The sequence below is a fragment of the Flavicella sp. IMCC45668 genome (assembly GCF_057219105.1).
Genome location: NZ_CM170114.1, coordinates 1,026,530 through 1,044,899 on the forward strand (window position 1 = coordinate 1,026,530; position 18,370 = coordinate 1,044,899).

17 protein-coding genes are annotated in these 18,370 nt (G+C 33.5%); 8 read left to right on the plus strand and 9 right to left on the minus strand.

Annotated features, from left to right (window positions below; translation table 11 throughout):
• Positions 1–61: 61 nt before the first annotated feature.
• Both lon and AC2DZ0_RS04830 read right to left on the minus strand, forming a co-directional pair.
• Positions 62–2,518, minus strand: a complete 2,457-nt coding sequence (gene lon, locus AC2DZ0_RS04825; RefSeq protein ID WP_484644017.1) for an endopeptidase La — start codon at positions 2,516–2,518, stop codon at positions 62–64.
• 177 nt (positions 2,519–2,695) lie between these two features.
• Positions 2,696–3,943 carry a PDZ domain-containing protein gene (locus AC2DZ0_RS04830; protein WP_484644018.1) on the minus strand — a complete coding sequence of 416 codons (1,248 nt, stop codon included), beginning with the start codon at positions 3,941–3,943 and terminating at the stop codon, positions 2,696–2,698.
• A gap of 204 nt (positions 3,944–4,147) precedes the next feature.
• Between AC2DZ0_RS04830 and AC2DZ0_RS04835 the strand changes: the two genes are divergently transcribed.
• The 3 genes from AC2DZ0_RS04835 to AC2DZ0_RS04845 are packed head-to-tail and all read left to right on the plus strand — an operon-like array spanning position 4,148 to position 7,558.
• The gene (locus tag AC2DZ0_RS04835; protein ID WP_484644020.1) at positions 4,148–5,341 is read left to right on the plus strand and encodes a pyridoxal phosphate-dependent aminotransferase; all 1,194 of its coding nucleotides are present in this window, start codon (positions 4,148–4,150) and stop codon (positions 5,339–5,341) included.
• Positions 5,342–5,354: 13 nt separating this feature from the next.
• Complete coding sequence (gene murB, locus AC2DZ0_RS04840; RefSeq protein WP_484644021.1) at positions 5,355–6,365, plus strand: UDP-N-acetylmuramate dehydrogenase; 1,011 nt, start codon at positions 5,355–5,357, stop codon at positions 6,363–6,365.
• Positions 6,366–6,373: 8 nt separating this feature from the next.
• Entirely contained in the window at positions 6,374–7,558 is a 1,185-nt protein-coding gene (locus tag AC2DZ0_RS04845; protein WP_484644023.1) for a BaiN/RdsA family NAD(P)/FAD-dependent oxidoreductase, read from the plus strand.
• On the opposite strand, the gene AC2DZ0_RS04850 is transcribed toward AC2DZ0_RS04845, so the two are convergent.
• The 7 genes from AC2DZ0_RS04850 to sucD form a co-directional block, all read right to left on the minus strand.
• Positions 7,551–7,934, minus strand: coding sequence for a transmembrane 220 family protein (locus AC2DZ0_RS04850; protein ID WP_484644024.1), 384 nt, complete (start codon positions 7,932–7,934; stop codon positions 7,551–7,553). The genes AC2DZ0_RS04845 and AC2DZ0_RS04850 overlap by 8 nt on opposite strands.
• Position 7,935: 1 nt before the next feature.
• Positions 7,936–8,769 (minus strand): prohibitin family protein, encoded by an 834-nt coding sequence (locus AC2DZ0_RS04855; RefSeq protein WP_484644026.1) that lies wholly within the window; start codon positions 8,767–8,769, stop codon positions 7,936–7,938.
• A gap of 25 nt (positions 8,770–8,794) precedes the next feature.
• Positions 8,795–9,067 (minus strand): hypothetical protein, encoded by a 273-nt coding sequence (locus tag AC2DZ0_RS04860; RefSeq protein ID WP_484491892.1) that lies wholly within the window; start codon positions 9,065–9,067, stop codon positions 8,795–8,797.
• A complete protein-coding gene (locus tag AC2DZ0_RS04865) occupies positions 9,068–9,535 on the minus strand; it encodes a MaoC family dehydratase (protein WP_484491893.1) in 468 nt (155 codons plus the stop codon). It abuts the gene before it with no gap.
• Between the two features lie 21 nt (positions 9,536–9,556).
• Positions 9,557–10,540 (minus strand): type I phosphomannose isomerase catalytic subunit, encoded by a 984-nt coding sequence (locus tag AC2DZ0_RS04870; protein WP_484644028.1) that lies wholly within the window; start codon positions 10,538–10,540, stop codon positions 9,557–9,559.
• A gap of 79 nt (positions 10,541–10,619) precedes the next feature.
• Entirely contained in the window at positions 10,620–11,369 is a 750-nt protein-coding gene (fabG, locus tag AC2DZ0_RS04875; RefSeq protein ID WP_484644029.1) for a 3-oxoacyl-[acyl-carrier-protein] reductase, read from the minus strand.
• Positions 11,370–11,543: 174 nt separating this feature from the next.
• On the minus strand, positions 11,544–12,416 hold the full coding sequence (gene sucD, locus AC2DZ0_RS04880) for a succinate--CoA ligase subunit alpha (RefSeq protein ID WP_484491896.1): 873 nt from the start codon (positions 12,414–12,416) through the stop codon (positions 11,544–11,546).
• Between the two features lie 329 nt (positions 12,417–12,745).
• Between sucD and AC2DZ0_RS04885 the strand changes: the two genes are divergently transcribed.
• The 5 genes from AC2DZ0_RS04885 to AC2DZ0_RS04905 are packed head-to-tail and all read left to right on the plus strand — an operon-like array spanning position 12,746 to position 18,365.
• A complete protein-coding gene (locus AC2DZ0_RS04885) occupies positions 12,746–13,975 on the plus strand; it encodes an ABC transporter permease (protein WP_484644031.1) in 1,230 nt (409 codons plus the stop codon).
• Positions 13,976–13,988: 13 nt separating this feature from the next.
• On the plus strand, positions 13,989–15,224 hold the full coding sequence (locus tag AC2DZ0_RS04890; RefSeq protein ID WP_484491898.1) for an ABC transporter permease: 1,236 nt from the start codon (positions 13,989–13,991) through the stop codon (positions 15,222–15,224).
• An 11-nt stretch (positions 15,225–15,235) separates the two neighbouring features.
• Positions 15,236–15,928, plus strand: a complete 693-nt coding sequence (locus tag AC2DZ0_RS04895) for an ABC transporter ATP-binding protein (protein WP_484644033.1) — start codon at positions 15,236–15,238, stop codon at positions 15,926–15,928.
• Positions 15,929–15,933: 5 nt separating this feature from the next.
• On the plus strand, positions 15,934–17,049 hold the full coding sequence (locus tag AC2DZ0_RS04900; RefSeq protein WP_484644035.1) for an efflux RND transporter periplasmic adaptor subunit: 1,116 nt from the start codon (positions 15,934–15,936) through the stop codon (positions 17,047–17,049).
• Positions 17,050–17,051: 2 nt separating this feature from the next.
• Positions 17,052–18,365 (plus strand): TolC family protein, encoded by a 1,314-nt coding sequence (locus AC2DZ0_RS04905; RefSeq protein WP_484644037.1) that lies wholly within the window; start codon positions 17,052–17,054, stop codon positions 18,363–18,365.
• The last annotated feature ends 5 nt before the right edge of the window (positions 18,366–18,370 follow it).

Consider the following 18,370-nt stretch of genomic DNA (forward strand, 5'->3'; position numbering starts at 1 on the left):
CAATTTTAGAAATAAAAAAAGCGAATGAAACAACCATTCGCTTTTTTTCATACATTTTAGATTATACCAACTTCTTTGCGTTTTTAACCTTTTGCTTAGTCAATGCAATTTTAATCACATCACTCATTTCGGTTACATAATGAAATTTAAGTCCTTTTAAATAAGATTCTTTAATTTCATCTATATCACGTTTATTCTCTGCACAAAGAATAATCTCTTTAATATTCGCTCTTTTTGCAGCCAATATTTTCTCTTTGATTCCACCAACTGGTAATACTTTCCCTCTCAAAGTAATCTCTCCTGTCATAGCCAAATTTGATTTTACTTTCCTTTGAGTCAAAACAGAAACCAATGAAGTAAGCATTGTAATCCCAGCACTAGGACCATCTTTTGGTGTTGCTCCTTCAGGAACATGAATATGAATCTTATAATCATCTAACACTTTCTGATCGATTCCAAATTCTTCAATATTCGCTTTGATGTATTCTAGAGCAATTGTCGAGGATTCCTTCATCACTTTACCAAGGTTTCCTGTAATTGATAATTCTCCTTTCCCTTTAGACAATATAGATTCAATGAATAAAATATCTCCTCCAACACTTGTCCAAGCCAATCCGGTTACAACACCTGCAACGTCATTATTCTCATATTTATCTCTTTCCATTTTGGAAGCTCCCAAAATAGTGACTATGTCATCATTGGATAACTTTACATTATACTCATCTTCCATTGCAATGGACTTGGCTGCATAACGTACTACTTTTGCAACTTGCTTCTCTAAACTTCTTACTCCAGATTCCCTCGTATATCCAGTAACAATTTTTTCTAATTGCGCCTTTCCAACTTTCAACTGATCAGTTGTCAAACCATGCTCCTTTAGCTGTTTTGGTAATAAAAACTTTTTGGCGATCTCCGTTTTTTCTTCAATCGTATAACCAGAAACATTGATCAATTCCATACGATCTCTAAGCGCCCAAGGAACCTCTCCAATATTATTTGCTGTTGCTATAAAAAGAACCTTAGAAAGATCATAACCAACCTCTAAATAATTATCGTAAAACTCTGTGTTTTGCTCTGGATCTAAAACCTCTAACATTGCCGCTGAAGGATCTCCACCATGACTCGATGCTAACTTATCAATTTCATCTAAAACAAAAACTGGGTTCGATGTTTTTGCCTTTTTCATATTTTGAATCAAACGCCCAGGCATCGCTCCAATATAAGTTTTTCTATGTCCTCTGATCTCAGATTCGTCTCTCAAACCACCTAAAGACATTCGAATGTATTTTCTACCCAAGGCTTCCGCCACAGATTTACCCAAAGAAGTTTTACCTACTCCTGGAGGGCCATACAAACAAATAATTGGAGATTTCATATCTCCTTTTAATTTCAGAACCGCCAAATGTTCAATAATTCTTTCCTTAACTTTTTCAAGACCAAAATGATCTCTATTAAGAATTTTATCAGCACGTTTTAAATCAAAATTATCTTTAGAATATTCATGCCAAGGTAGATCTAACAATAACTCTAAGTAATTTCTTTGAATTGAATAATCCGGCATTTGAGGATTCATTCTCTGCAACCTGCTAATTTCTTTATCAAAACGAGCCTGAACTTCTTCTCCCCACTTTTTGTCTTTGGCTTTTTCCTTCAATTCAACCAACTCCTCATCATGAGAAACACCTCCCAACTCCTCTTGAATTGTTTTCAATTGTTGTTGAAGATAATATTCTTTCTGCTGTTGATCCATATCAACACGCGTTTTGGATTGAATGTCATTACGCAATTCCAATCGCTGCAATTCCTTATTCAATTCCTTTAGCGTTGTGATTGCACGTTCTTTTAAAGAACTTTTTTCTAATAAATTTTGCTTCTTCTTCACACTCAAATTCATGTTCGAAGAAATGAAATTCACAAGAAAAGACTGACTTTGAATATTTTTAATTGCAAAAGCCGCTTCTGACGGTAAATTAGGATTCTCTTTAATTACCTCTAAGGCAGATTCCGTTACAGAAGACATGATTTCCTTAAACTCATCCGTATCCTCAATAAAACTATCCTCTAGAAAATCTTGTGTAGTAGCTTTCAAATAAGGTTCTTCTTGAATAACCTCTTTTACTTGAAAACGTTTTTTACCTTGAATGATAACTGTTGTATTTCCATCAGGCATTTTTAAAACACGTAAAATCTGAGCTACAACCCCTATCTTATGAATATCTTTTTCGGTTGGCTTCTCTACAGAAGGATCTATTTGAGAAACAACTCCTAATATTTTATCACCACTATTTACATCTTTTATCAATTGAATAGATTGATCCCTACCTGCAGTAATTGGAATTACAACACCAGGAAACAAAACCGTATTTCTTAAAGGTAAAATCGCAAGTGTCTCAGGGATTTCTTCTTTATTGATCTCTTCTTCATCTTCTGCTGTCATTAACGGGATCAACTCTGAATCCTCATCAAGCATATTTTGTAAAGACAAACTGTCTATTTTTATAACTTTTGAATTGCTCATAAATATGTTTTACTGTCAAACTGACATTATTTCTAAACTTAACTTCCAATCGAAATTATACAATTCCTTATAAACCCCATTAATACATGGAGTTCTGAAGTTTTAACGTCCTATAACAGTAAATATTTCAATTCTCGTGCCAAGTCTCACAATCAGACAAACTGTACTATCCAAATTTCAATCCAATTCGTCAACCAAGTGAAATTTAAAGTACATCTCTTCTCCATCTCTTTCAATCAATAAATCTACACGTCGATTTTTCTTTTTATAAAAATGTTCTATGATATCACCATAAGTTTTATGATGAACCGCTATATCATCAATTTCTAATATGATATCCCCTTCTTTTAAGCCTCCTAAATCTCCCGGAGAACCTTTCCTGACATTGGCTATGATATAAGAAGGTTTTAATGCAAAATGATAATCTAAAGAAACTAAATTATCGGTTTCTATTAAATTTACACCAGGCTGTCTAAACTCTAGAACCATAACGCTTCCATTATAATTTATTTCTAAACCGCTCATGTTGTAATAGAATTCTTCTTTATACCTAGAATTCTTTTTTAAGTACATTTTTTCATTTCTATAATCAAACCAAACCGTAAATCGCTTTAAAATACCAGCTCCCAAAGTACCATTTCTACCCTTTATTCTTTTCGCTTTTCTAGCGACATCTTCATCTAAAAAAGAAACAATAGGGTTTCCAAAATCATACCCACCAAACGCAAATGTCTCAATCCTGGCCTTATCTCCATGAATACTCCCTGTCAAACTCTCCCCTAATAAATCAGTAAAATACTTAGGCGGTAATTTTTCAAATTTATTTTCATCTTTAAACAACCATAATGCCTCAGTACCTCCAGTATCTATTAATAATTTAACAGGTTTATGTGCGGTATCATTTTCAAATATTTTTACCTCACCTTCCATATAAGGCTTGTCGTTATGAAAAACTAAATCAATCGTTTTTACTTTAGTCTCTTTATGCTTTTTTTCATAATAATATTCACGATCATAAACATATATTCTATTTTTTTTATAGTCGACTTTAATAACATTATTTCTAAAAAAATCTGCTCCTATCAAACCATGAATAGCGATACCCGTTTTTGCAGAAAAATTCAATTTTTCATCTTTCAATAGAAAAAATTCTTTATTTGGAAGCACCATGCTTTTATACCTCACAGTATTCCCCATTGATACATAAGCCTTTACCGGATCTCCGTACCCAAAACCACGAAGATTGACAGTTCTCAAAGAATCTTTGATAAAAAACTTTCCGTTTTCTCCTAAAAACAGAATATTACCTTTAACGCCAGTATCCAAAATAAAATCTCCTTTAACACCATTTAATTCTAATGGAAGGATGATTAAATTATTGATAAATTTAAATTTAATGCTTTGATATTTTTTGCCGGGGCGCAAATTTGAAATCTTTTGTGCCTTCACAGAAAAAGCAAGAAACAAAAGAAATATGCAGGCTATTTTCTTCACTAGGTTCATTTTTTTTCTAAGTTACAAAAGAATTCTATTTTTTCTCAAAAAAAACAAGCTATTATTGAGGCTTTTAAGCTAAAAAAATTAAATTTGTACGCTATTTTAAATTACAATTTTCACAAAAACATAAGCATGCCACAAATATCTAAAAAGGGAATTTTAACGCCAGAATCGCCAATACGAAAACTGGTTCCCTATGCTGAGGCAGCACAGAAAAAAGGAGTCCATATTTATCATTTAAATATTGGTCAACCTGACATTCACACGCCAAAAGTTGCCTTAGATGCTGTAAAAAATAATTCTATTGAAATTCTTGGCTATACTACATCAAATGGTTCTGAGCAGTACCGTGAAAAACTTGCGCAATACTACAGTCAACATGACATCTTAATAGAAAAAGAAAATATTTTAGTAACTACAGGTGCTTCTGAAGCTTTATTGTTTACTATTGCTTGTATTACAGATCCACATGATGAAATTATCATTCCTGAGCCATTCTATGCTAACTATAACAGTTTTGCCATAGCAGAAGGTGTAAACGTGGTTCCGATTACCTCAACCATTGACGAAAATTTTGCTTTGCCAAAAATTTCTGATTTTGAAAAAGTGATTACAAAAAACACAAAGGCTATTTTGATATGCAACCCAGGGAATCCAACTGGTGTGGTTTATTCGAAAAAAGATATTCATCAATTGAAAGAACTTGCCATTAAATACGATTTGTTTTTAATTGCAGATGAAGTTTATAGAGAGTTTGTTTATGATGACTCTACCCACTATTCCATCTTGAATGAAGAAGGAATGGATCAAAATGCCATCATGATAGATTCCATCTCAAAAAGATATAGTATGTGTGGTGCTAGAATCGGCTGTATCGTATCCAAAAACAAAGATTTCCTAGATACGATTATGAAAATGGCTCAATCAAGATTAAGTCCACCTACGTATGCACAAATTGCTGCTGAGGCTGCTTTAGAGACACCTCAAAGTTATTTCACTGAAGTGGTAAAGGAATACACAGAACGACGAAACATACTTGTAGAGCAATTACAAAAGATTGAGGGGATAAAAGTATTCACACCACAAGGAGCTTTTTATTGTATTGTTCAACTACCTGTTGAAGATACTGATGTATTTGCACAATGGATGTTAGAAAAATTCTCAGACAAAAAAGAGACCTTAATGGTTGCACCTGCCAGCGGCTTTTACACGACAAAAGACATTGGTAAATCACAAATTAGAATTGCTTATGTTCTAAATAAAAAAGACTTAATTAGATCTGTAGAAATATTAAAATTAGCTTTGAACCAATACAACAAAAACTAAGTTTTTTAACTAGATGCAAATTCAACAAAATTATTCACTTAAAAACTATAATACTTTCGGGATTGATGTTTTAGCCAAAAGCTATATATCCGTTTCTACAATAGAGGAGCTCCAGGAAGTCTTAGAGAATGAAAAAGACGTATTTATACTAAGCGGAGGAAGTAATTTGCTTTTAGTTAATGATATTTCCAAGCTCGTAGTTCACTTGAATTTAAAAGGAATTGAAACCAAAAACATCAATTCAACTGAGACTTTAGTTAAGGCCAAAGCGGGTGAAAATTGGCATGAATTTGTACTATGGTGCATCGACCATAATTTAGGAGGTTTAGAAAACTTATCGTTAATTCCTGGTAATGTTGGTACTTGTCCAATCCAAAATATTGGTGCCTATGGTGTGGAAGTGAAAGATACTATTGATAGTGTAACTGCCATTGAAATAGAAACCGGTGAAATCCGAATTTTCAAAAACTTTGAATGTGATTTCGGTTACAGAAATTCTGTTTTCAAAAATTCTTTAAAGGGTAAATATATAATCATTGAAGTTTCATTTTTACTCACAAAAAAAGAACATAAATTAAATTACTCTTATGGAGCTATTCAATCCGAACTTAACGCACTCAATATCGCAACCCCATCTATAAAAAGTATAAGCGATGCTGTAATAAACATAAGAAATTCAAAACTCCCTAATCCAAAAGAAATTGGGAACAGCGGAAGTTTTTTTAAAAACCCCATTATTTCAATTTCTCATTTTGAAAAATTGAAATCCTTGCACCCAAACATTCCCTCCTATTCTGTAGATAACAATTCCGTTAAAATTCCTGCTGGTTGGCTTATTGAACAGTCTGGCTTTAAAGGAAAACGCATTGGTGAAACTGGGTCCCATAAAAACCAAGCTTTGGTGCTTGTGAATTATGGTAACGCCACAGGAAAGGAAATATACGCCTTGGCGAAAAAAATTCAAGCTACAATTTTTTCAACCTTCGAAATTAATCTTGAAATTGAAGTCAACGTAATTGAATAACAATTACTATGAAACAACAACAAGCTAAAAATATTATTATTGTGGGTGGTGGACCTGCTGGGATGATGGCTGCCGTTGAACTAAGCAAATTACACAAAGTAACTCTTTACGAAAAGGGAAAAACATTAGGGCGTAAATTTTTAGTTGCAGGGAAAGGTGGATTTAATCTTAGTAATGACAAAATCGGAGAGGAGTTATTTGAAAATTATACACCGACTTCTATATTCTCTAATATTTTAAAATCTTTCGATTCTAAAGCTACCACCAATTGGCTAGCGGAGCTTGGTATACCAACATACACAGGATCGAGCGGTAGAATATTCCCTAAGAAAGGAATAAAACCAATTGAAGTTTTAAATGCAATAAAACAAAAACTAATTAATCAAAATGTTGATGTTTTAGTTGAGCACGAAATAATAAACTTTAACAAAGAGTCTATTTGTATCAAAAACAAAACAACTACTTTCACCAAACAATTCGACATATGTATTTTTGCCTTAGGAGGTGCTTCGTGGTCTGTTACGGGTTCAGATGGCTCATGGGTTAAAGCTATGCAGAAAAACAATATTAAAATTACTCCTTTTCAACCCTCAAATTGTGGTGTTCTTGTTGATTATGAATCAAAACCCATCAAAAATCACATCGGCACTCCTTTAAAAAACATTAAAATCACATTACAAAACAAAAGCATAAAGGGAGAAGCTGTAATTTCATCTTATGGGCTTGAAGGAAATGCTATTTACCCACTAGCAAGTCAACTTGGTCAACTTCTAAAAAACGGACAATCCTTTATTTCAATCGATCTAAAACCATTTAACTCCGAAGAAGAATTGCTCTCAAAACTAACCAACAGAACTAAGCCTAAAAACTATGGTTACCTTTTTAAATTAAACAAAACACAGATAGCTTTTCTAAAATCTTTTACCGACAAAGAAACTTATACCACTCCTACTCTATTTGTAAAAGCTTTAAAAAAACTTGACATTCCCATTAAAGGACTTAGACCAATTGAAGAAGCTATCTCAACTACAGGTGGTATCTCTCTTGAAGAGTTGACCCCTAAACTATCTCTAAAAAAAATCCCCAACATATATATTGCTGGGGAAATGTTTGATTGGGACACCATAACGGGTGGTTATTTATTACAAGGGTGTTTTGCTACTGGTTATTTTGTTGCAAAAAACATCAATTGATTGCTTGTTTTTCTAAAGAACCCTTTAAGTATAAATGCAACAAACCTGCTGCGGCTATCAATAGACCTAAAAACTCACGTGTTCCCTCTAAATAAGGTTTTTCATAAACCATTTTACCAAAGAGCTCTTCTTTGTGTTCTATTTGAATCCAGTCCATGAAATAAGAAAAATAATAACCTGAATACAATACATAAGCTACAATTAATCCTAACAACAGTTTTTTGGGAAGTACAACATAATTCGCAACAACACAAAATACCGCCACCAAAAAGTACAACAAAAACCACTCTATTGGATCTGGATCATTTAACTGAACTACAGCGAATAAAACATACAATACTGCAAGTGCAATATTTATTTTCTGTCTTTTATCCATTTTAATTATTTCCTAAAATTAATGGCAAACCTTCTTTACCACTTCCTACAACAATAACCTTTGAATTAGGAGATTTTGCCAATTCAACCGTGGCCTGAATACCTTTTTCTTTTAAAATATTATCTGTCAAAGATTGATTTAATATTCGGTTTGCTGCTGCCTTACCCTCTGCATCAATTCTTTGTCTTTCTGCTTCTTTTTGAGCTTTCTGAATAGTAAACTCATATTCCAAAAATTCTTGTTCCTGTTTTAATTTATTTTCAATCGCAGTTTTAATAGTAGGTGGTAACGTTACGTCTCTTACCAAAACCTCATTCAACTGTACAAACTGCTCATCCAAAATTATTTTTGTTTCCTCAAAAATCTCTTCTTGTATAGCATCTCTCTTACTTGAATAAATTTGCTCTGGAGTATACCTCCCCACCACACTTCTTGCAGCAGACCTAATAGAAGGCTTGATAACTCTATCTAAATAGCTCTGTCCTTTCTTTTGATGTAACAAACCAAGTTGATTAGCATCTGGTTGATACCATGCACTTAACTCCAAAAGAATGTCAAGTCCATTCGAAGATAAAACTTTCATTTTCTCTAACAATTCTTGTTGACGTACTTCATAAATAATTACTTTATTCCAAGGAGCAACCAAATGAAACCCCTCTCCTAAAGCAGGCTCATCTGTTACGACCCCACCTCCAAAAGTTTTATACAACACTCCTGCTTCACCAGAACCTATCGTTACCGTTGCTTTTGAAAAAAATATCACCGCAAAAACGGCTACTATGATAAAGAAAGCTCCTCCTTTTGGAAAACGTATATCTAATTGACTATTACTCATAACTAATATATTTAAAAATTAATTTTTAATTCAGCACCGAAAATTTGGTGTCAGAAATTTTTATTTTTTTTCTTAACCTAGTGTAATTGTCTCCACCAGGTATAAAACAACATCCAGCAACTTGACAATCGTATAACAACTCTAGATCATATAAAACCGCATCTGAAAGTATCTCTGATTTGTAGATTTTAACAGACAAATTGTCAAATTTTGGCCAACCTCCATTCGGACAAAAATCAGAAATGGCGAACATATCAATATTCGCCATTATTTTTTCTTTTAAATCTAAGTCTGTCATCTAATTCGTAAATGTATACAAGAATATGATATCTCCTTGTGCGGCAGGCTTTCTTTCTCCTTTTATTTCAATAGTAACATTTAAAACTGCTTTCGATGTCCCTCTCAAATCTACAATTGATTTTAAAGATGCCACCAAACGAATCTCACTATCTACTAAAACTGGTTTGATGAATTTAAAATTCTCAATACCATAGTTAACCATCATTTTATTATTTCTTACCTCGGCAATTTGCTCCCATAAATAGGGTAATAATGATAAGGTTAAATATCCGTGTGCGATAGTTGCTTTAAACGGACTTTCTTTTTCTGCTCTTTCTTTATCCAAGTGGATCCACTGATGATCTAATGTTGCATCAGCAAACTGACCGATTTGGTCTTGTGAAATTTTTAAATATTCTGAAGTTCCAATCACTTTACCTTCGAAAGCTTTGTACTCATCAAAACTATTAATAATAACTACACTCATATTTTTATTTTAGTTGATTATTTAATAAGAAGCCTCCAAGAGCTCCACATTATTCGATGGCAAGATAGTCAAACTTTTTTCATTTGCAGCCAACAAAATCGTTTCTCCTTTTTTTATCTCAACCTCTTGATTTTTTATTTTAAAAACAGCCTTTCCTTCTGTGCATATATAAATTTTAAAAGATTCATTTTCCTTATAAGATAGAATCATTTCTTCAGATGCATGTATATAATTTGTTTTAAAAAATGGTGTATCAACCATAAAGTTTGACTGATTGACTTCTTTAGAATACAATGTTTTATATGCATCAACTTCCTTAAAATCAATAGCATCTATTGATTCCTGCACATGTAAATCCCGTTTCTTTCCCGTCAACCCATCTACACGATCATAATCATACACTCTATAAGTCACATCGGAAGTTTGCTGAATTTCCGCTAACATTACACCTTGACCAATAGCGTGTACCCTACCCGCAGGTAAATAATAAAGATCTCCTTTCTCAACCTTCAATGAATTCAAATCAGACATTAAAGTTCTATTAGCAAGACTCTCTTGATAAGATTCCTTATCCATTTTTTTATTGAAACCTACTATTAATTCGGCATCTATTTCAGAATCCATAATAAACCACATCTCGTTTTTACCAAGACTATTATGACGTTCTTTTGCTAAAATATCATTCGGATGAACCTGAACAGACAAAGGGGCTGCTGCATCGATAAACTTTATCAAAATAGGGAATTCCGTTCCATAATGATCAAAACACTTTTTTCCCACAAATTCTGCCCCAAACTTATCGGTTAATGTTTTGAGTGTTTCACCTTTCATTGATCCTTGAACAACTTTTGTTTCATTTCCGGAGACACCAGAAATTTCCCAACTCTCCCCTATCTTAGTCTCTGAATAGCTTTTTCCTAAAACTGTTTTTAATTTTTCACCACCCCATATTCGGTATTGAAAAACTGGTTGAAATTTCAAAAGTCCAATTGTAGATCTCTCCATAGTTGTTTTTTATATAAATATAACAAAGAAAGCTATTGCAAACAATCGCAATAGCTTTCTTTTTAAGTTCTATATATTTTTAGGCAGTAATCATACCACCATCAACATTCAATGTTTGACCTGTGATATATGCTGACATATCAGATGCTAAAAACACACATGCGTTGGCAATATCCTCTGGAGAACCACCTCTTTTTAAAGGAATTCCTTGTCTCCAACCTTCAACAACTTTCTCGTCTAGTTTTGCGGTCATCTCAGTCTCAATAAAACCAGGTGCAATCGAGTTACAACGGATATTTCTTGAACCTAACTCCAACGCTACAGATTTTGTAAACCCAAGCATTCCTGCTTTCGAGGCAGCATAATTAGTTTGTCCTGCATTCCCTTGAACCCCCACTACAGAACTCATGTTTATAATAGAACCTGCTCTCTGCTTCATCATCGGACGAATTACAGCTTTCGTTAAATTGAAAACCGACTTCAAGTTCACCTCAATTACATTATCAAAATCTTCTTCACTAATTCTCATTAATAAATTGTCTTTTGTAATACCTGCATTGTTAATCAAAACATCTATAGTCCCAAATTCTTTCAATACTGCTGCCGCCAATTCTTGAGCCGCATCAAATTTTGCAGCGTTAGATTGATATCCTTTAGCTTTTACACCAAGATCTTCTAATTCTTTTTCCAAGGCTTCTGCTGCTTCTACTGAAGAGCTATATGTAAACGCTACGTTAGCACCTTGTTTTGCGAAGGTAATCGCTATTCCTTTTCCAATTCCTCTAGTTGCACCAGTAATTAATGCTGTTTTGTTTTCAAGAAGTTTCATTTTCAAAATTTTTAATTTCGAAGCAAATATACTCAAACCGACACAAACAACTAATAGAATGATTCTAAAAACAATAAATGAACAAACAACTAACTAACACCGAAACATATAAACAACAAAACGGTCTATACCTAATAAAAGATATAGACCGTTTCAGGTGATTTAAAACCTATATTATTTCAACACGCTAGCAACCATTTCACCGATTTTTGCTGGTGAATCTACTACGTGAATTCCATTTTCTCTTAAGATCGCCATTTTTGCCTGTGCAGTATCATCGGCTCCACCAACAATTGCTCCAGCATGTCCCATTGTTCTACCAGCTGGTGCCGTTTGACCTGCGATAAATCCAATAACCGGTTTTTTATTACCCGTTGCTTTGATCCATTTTGCAGCATCTGCTTCTAACTGACCTCCAATTTCACCAATCATAACAATTGCTTCTGTCTCTTCATCGTTCATCAATAATTCAACAGCTTCTTTGGTAGAAGTACCAATAATTGGATCTCCACCAATACCAATGGCAGTTGTAATTCCAAAACCTTGTTTCACTACTTGATCCGCAGCCTCATAAGTTAAAGTTCCTGATTTAGAAACAATCCCTACATTACCTTTTTTAAAGATAAACCCAGGCATAATCCCTACCTTAGCTTCATCTGGAGTAATAACACCTGGACAGTTAGGTCCAACTAAACGTGCTTCTTTTCCTTCTAAATAAGCTTTCACTTTTACCATATCAGCAGTAGGAATTCCTTCTGTGATACAGATAATTACTTTAATTCCTGCATCTGCAGCCTCCATAATAGCATCTGCACCAAACGCAGGTGGAACAAAAATTAAGGTTGTGTCAGCACCAGCTTTTTCAACTGCATCTGCTACTGTATTAAATACAGGCTTACCTAAATGCTCTTGACCTCCTTTTCCTGGAGTTACACCACCAACAACGTTGGTTCCGTAATCAATCATTTGACCTGCATGGAAAGTACCTTCCTTACCTGTGAATCCTTGAACAATAATTTTTGAATCTTTATTTACTAAAACGCTCATAGTAGAAGTTTTGTTTATTTTTAGTTTGTGAGAAAACAAAAGTATCGATATTTTCTTGAACAGCGAGCAGCAAAAGTAAGATTTAATATTTCCTAATTTCTAAGCTAGAATTTTCTTCAAATCCTTTATTTAACACGCACAAAATTTAAGTTTTATCAAAAAAACGATAATTAATAGTTCTAAAGTCTAGCAACAACAAGCATTTGAAGAATACCTAAATTTTTAAAACTTCAGTTTTTAACAAAATTTTACAGTTTTTCCAGATTATCAAGCATATATATTATTAAATTTGAGCAAACTATTAATCTAACTCTTAGACTGTTCTTGCTATGTTTAACACAGATCTTTGGAATGAAATTTTTCAAAGCATAAATAAAAATAAACTTAGGAGCATTCTGTCCGGTTTTACCATTTTATTTGCAATTCTGATTTTCACACTTTTATCAGGGATTTCTAATGGTCTTCAAAATACTTTTTCAGGTTTCTTTTCTGATGACGCTAGCAATACTATTTTTATAAGATCTGGTAGAACATCTAAACCCTACAAGGGGAACCAAACTGGTAAAAGAATCAATTTTACTAATGAAGACTATGAATACGTAAAGAACAAATATGACGACAAGATTCAATATATCACAGCTCGTGTATACAAAAACTTCACTGGATCTTTTAAAGGAAAAAAGAACGAATACAATATTAGAGCAGTACACCCTGATCACCAATACCTAGAAAACACGAAGGTTGTTTATGGGAGATATCTGAACAATAATGACATTGACAAAAAACTGAAACATGTAGTTATTGGAAGATTGGTAGTAGAAGACTTGTTTGGAAACAAGAACCCTATCGGCAAACAAATAACCCTACAAGGGATTTCTTTTCTGGTCATTGGAACCTTTGAAGACGATGGCGGTGACAACGAAGAACGCTTGATTTACATGCCTGTAACAACAGCTCAAAGTATTTTTTCAAACAAAGAATACATAAAAGAAATTAGAATTGCTTACAATCCAAAAATGAATTACAGCCAAACCTTGGCTTTCAGTAATAAATTAACAGAAGATTTCAAAGAAAGGTTTTCAGTCGCCCCTAATGACCAGAGAGCAATACGTACCGTTAATTTTGCTGAGCGCAGGAGAGACATAAATCAAATGACTTTTGTGATTGGATTAATGGTTATTTTTATTGGTTTTGGTAGTCTTATTGCTGGGATTGTTGGGATTAGCAATATTATGGTATACATTGTTAAAGAAAGAACTAAAGAACTAGGAATTAGAAAAGTATTGGGCGCCAAACCTAGTTCAATTGTAATAATTATTCTTTTAGAATCCATTGTCATCACTTCTATTGCAGGATATGCCGGAATGCTCATAGGTATTGGAACTCTTTCGTTAATTGGAAATAGCTTAGAAGATTATTTTATCACAGACCCCAGCGTAAGTTCTAGCCTTGTAGTTTCAGCAATGTTTGTTTTGATTATTGCTGGATGCCTCGCCGGATATTTACCAGCAAAAAGAGCTGCTAGAATTAAACCCATTGTAGCATTAAGAAATGATTAAACCATAACAATAAATGAAGTTTTTATTTGAAAGTGATACTTGGCAAGAAATTTACGAAAGTATTCGTAAAAACAAACTGCGCACTATGGTTACCATCATAGGAGTTACATGGGGGATATTTCTATTGGTTACACTTTTAGGTAGCGCAAAAGGAATGGAAAACTCTTTTAATAGATTGTTCGGAAACTTAGCTACAAATAGTGTATTTATTTGGGGACAAAGAACAAGTATGCCTTTCAAAGGATTTCAAGAAAACAGAAGAGTTCGTATCAAGTTAAGTGATATGGAAAAAATAAAAAACGAAGTTCCCGGTGTTGACTTTGTTGTTCCTAGACACGCTAGAAACGGAACCCTTTCTAGAAATTTTGAAACGGCGGACTTTACAGTTTTTGGAGATTACCCTCACCTAAATCGTGTTCAGAAAAAGAATATGAGTTTCGGTCGTTTCATCAATGAAAAAGACATTAAAGAAAGAAGAAAAGTTGTAGTAATTTCAGAAGAGATATTTAAACAACTTTATCAAAAAGATGAAGAAGCGGTAGGTTCTAATGTTCTTATTAATAATATTAATTTTCATGTGATTGGGGTTTTTAAAAGTGGAGAATTTGATAATGAAAATAGTGTACACATTCCATTCACTTGTTTCCAACAAATATTTAATGCCGGTGACAGTGTTGGCTGGTTAATGATTACCGGATACCCTAACCAAGATATCAATCAGATAGAAAAAGATGCCAAGTTACTTTTAAAAAACCTTGGAAGCATCAGGCCTGATGACCCAAGAGCTTTTGGAAGTTACAACTTTGGTAAAGAGTATAAAAAAATAACTGGCTTCTTAAAAGGAATGCAATTTTTAACTTGGTTTGTTGGAATTGCCACTTTAATTGCCGGAGTGTTTGCTATTGGAAATATCCTGCTTATTACCGTTACAGAAAGAACCAAAGAAATCGGAATTAGACGTGCCTTAGGTGCTACACCAATTATGATCAAAAGACAAGTCATTATGGAAGCCTTGTCACTCTCGTTAATCGCTGGTATATTAGGTATCATTTCCGGTGGACTGATCTTGATTTTTGTCGATTCAAAATTTGGACAAGGTGATGATGCAGCTCTTGTGAATCCATCCGTATCAATTCCTATTGTTATGATTGCTGTATTATGTTTAACCGTTTTAGGAACACTCATCGGTATGATTCCTGCTGGAAGAGCAACAAGAATTAAACCCATAGAAGCATTAAGTGATGAATAAAAAAATTGTAGATGATAAAAATTGAAAACTTACATAAATCTTATCCTGTTGGAAAAGACTCCCTGCATGTGTTAAAAGGTCTAGACTTAGACATCAAGGAAGGAGAATTTATTGCAATTATGGGCGCCTCTGGATCTGGAAAATCAACCTTGCTAAATATATTAGGTTTATTAGATATTCATGACGAAGGTAAATACTACTTAAACCATGAAGAAATCAAAGATTTGAATGAAAAAAAGGGAGCAATCTTAAGAAATAAATTTCTTGGTTTTGTTTTCCAATCATTCAATTTAATCTCTTATAAAACTGCTGTAGAAAATGTTGCCTTACCCTTATATTATAAAGGAATAAAAAAGAAAGAACGTCAACAAATGGCATTAGAATACCTGGACAAAGTAGGACTTAAAGATTGGGCCAAACATCTTCCGAACGAACTTTCTGGTGGTCAAAAACAACGAGTTGCTATTGCACGTGCTTTGGTCACGAAACCAAAAGTAATTCTAGCAGACGAACCTACTGGAGCCTTAGACTCGACAACAACGGAATCTGTCATGGATATTTTAAAAGGTATCAATGCAGAAGGTATGACAATTGTTGTGATTACACATGAAGAAGATATCGCTGAGCAAACGGATCGTTTGGTACGACTTAAAGACGGGGTCATTGTAAGTGATGAAAAAATGAATACCAAAACAAACTCTTAATTGACATGAAAAAAGCATTTAAAATTATTCTTGTAATTACCATCCTAGGAGCGCTAGGCTATGTATTATGGTTTTTCAAAGAAAAGAACAGCAAATCTGCAGTAGAATTTAAAACGAACACGGCCTTTATTACCACTATTGAAAAGAAATCAGTAGCAACAGGTAAAGTAACTCCTGAAGATGAAACTAACATCAAACCTCAAATCTCGGGTATTATTGATGAAATTCTAGTAGAGGAAGGTAATTTTGTAAAGACAGGTGATTTATTAGCGAAAATAAAAATCATCCCAAATGAAAAAGCCTTAAATACGGCTCAGGGGCGTATAAAACGTGCTGAACTAAACTTAAACAACATCAAAATTGATTACGATAGAAACAAAAAATTACTTGAAAAAGGAGTTATTGCAATTCAAAATTTCAATAAAATAGAATTAGATTATAATCAAGCTAAACAAGAACTACATAATGCAGAAAGCGATTATAAAATTATCAAAGTAGGATCTGCCAATGCATCTTCTTCTGCAAATACAAATATTAGATCTACTGTTACTGGAACCATTTTAGAGATACCTGTAAAAGTAGGGCATCAAGTAATAGAAAGTAATAATTTTAATGCTGGTACCACTATAGCCTCCATTGCCGATTTAAATAAAATGATTTTTGAAGGAAATGTTGACGAAGCGGAAGTTGGAAAACTAAAAGAAGGAACCATACTAGATGTTAAAATTGGTGCCATTGAAGGAGTTAGTTACAAAGCAAAATTAAACTTTGTTGCCCCAAAAGGAACAGAAAACCAAGGTGCCGTTTTATTCAAGATAAAAGCAGCATTGACCCTTAACGATTCTACTTATGTAAGAGCGGGATATAGTGCCAATGCCGAATTAATTCTTGATAAAAAAGAAGACATTTTAGCTATCAAAGAAGCATTACTTCAATACGACAGAAAAACTGAAAAACCTTTTGTTGAAATAGAAACTACACCTCAAAATTTTGAAAAAAGAGATGTAGAGTTAGGTATTTCTGATGGAATTAATGTTGAAATTATTTCCGGAGTAACTGAATCAGACAATATTAAAGTTTGGAACAAAGCCTCGAAAGAAGATAACGACAAGAAAAATTAATTATGAAAAAACTTTTTCTCTTAGGGCTTTCTCTTTGTTGTTTTTCAACGTACGCCCAAAAAACCTGGTCATTAAGTGATTGTATATTATACGCCTTAGAAAATAACATTTCTATCCAACAATCCGAACTTGACCTTGAGACTGCTGAAATAAATAAAAGAGGTGCGGTAGGGAATTTTTTACCAAATTTAACTACTTCAATTGGACATTCTTGGAATACAGGATTGAATCCTGATCCTACGACAAATTTAAATGTTACAGCTACAACTCAAAATTCTAGTCTTGGAGTTAACTCCAATGTAATGCTATATGATGGATTAAGAAACATTCGGCAACTTCATAAGGCTAACCTAGGAATTTTGGCAAACCAGTACCAATTAGATGATATGAAGGATAATATATCCTTGAATATCATCAACGCCTACCTTCAAGTAGCTTTTAACAAAGAGTCTCTTAAAACAGTCAAACGACAATTTGAAATCAATCAAGCTGAATATGATAGAAGTAAAGAATTGGCTGAGGCTGGTACAATACCCAAAGGGGATTTGCTAGAATTTGAATCCAATCTTGCTACCCAAAGCCAGCAAATAATCAATTCAGAGAACCAAGTTAGAATCTCACAAATAAACCTCGCTAATATCCTTTCTATCGTAGACTACAAATCCTTTAGAATTACAGATTCTATCGAAATTGCTTCTACCACAATACTTGAAAAAACACCTTTTGAAATTTACCTTAAGGCTTTGGAAACAAGAAATGATATTAAAAATGCTGAAATTACTGTAGAAATAAGTGAGGACAACTTAAAACTTTCCAAAGGGATTTACCATCCAACTTTATCGGCTGGATACTCTTTTAATACGAGTTATTTTCAATCAGAACTTTACACCCCTCCTAGCTTTGATCAACAAATATCGGACAGAGCCAACCACTCTATCGGGCTAAGGCTAAATATTCCGATTTTCAATAGACTAGACAACTCTAATGGTGTGAGACGTTCTAAAATCAACCTAGAAAAAAGCAAATTAGCGTTAGAACAAGCGAAAATTGATTTAAAAAGTAAAGTCAACCAAAGTTATAATGATGTACTATCCGCCTATGCGGTTTTTGAAGCTTCCGAAAAGACATTGGCTGCGAGAAAAGAATCTTTCCGCTACTCTCAAGAAAAATTTGATCTAGGACTCATGAATTCTTTTGATTATAGCTTGGCAAGATTGCGGTATGAAAATGCCGAAAATGATGTCATTCGATCCAAATACGATTATTTCTTCAAAGCCAAGGTACTGGAGTTTTATTTTGGCATTCCCTTATATTAGTACTC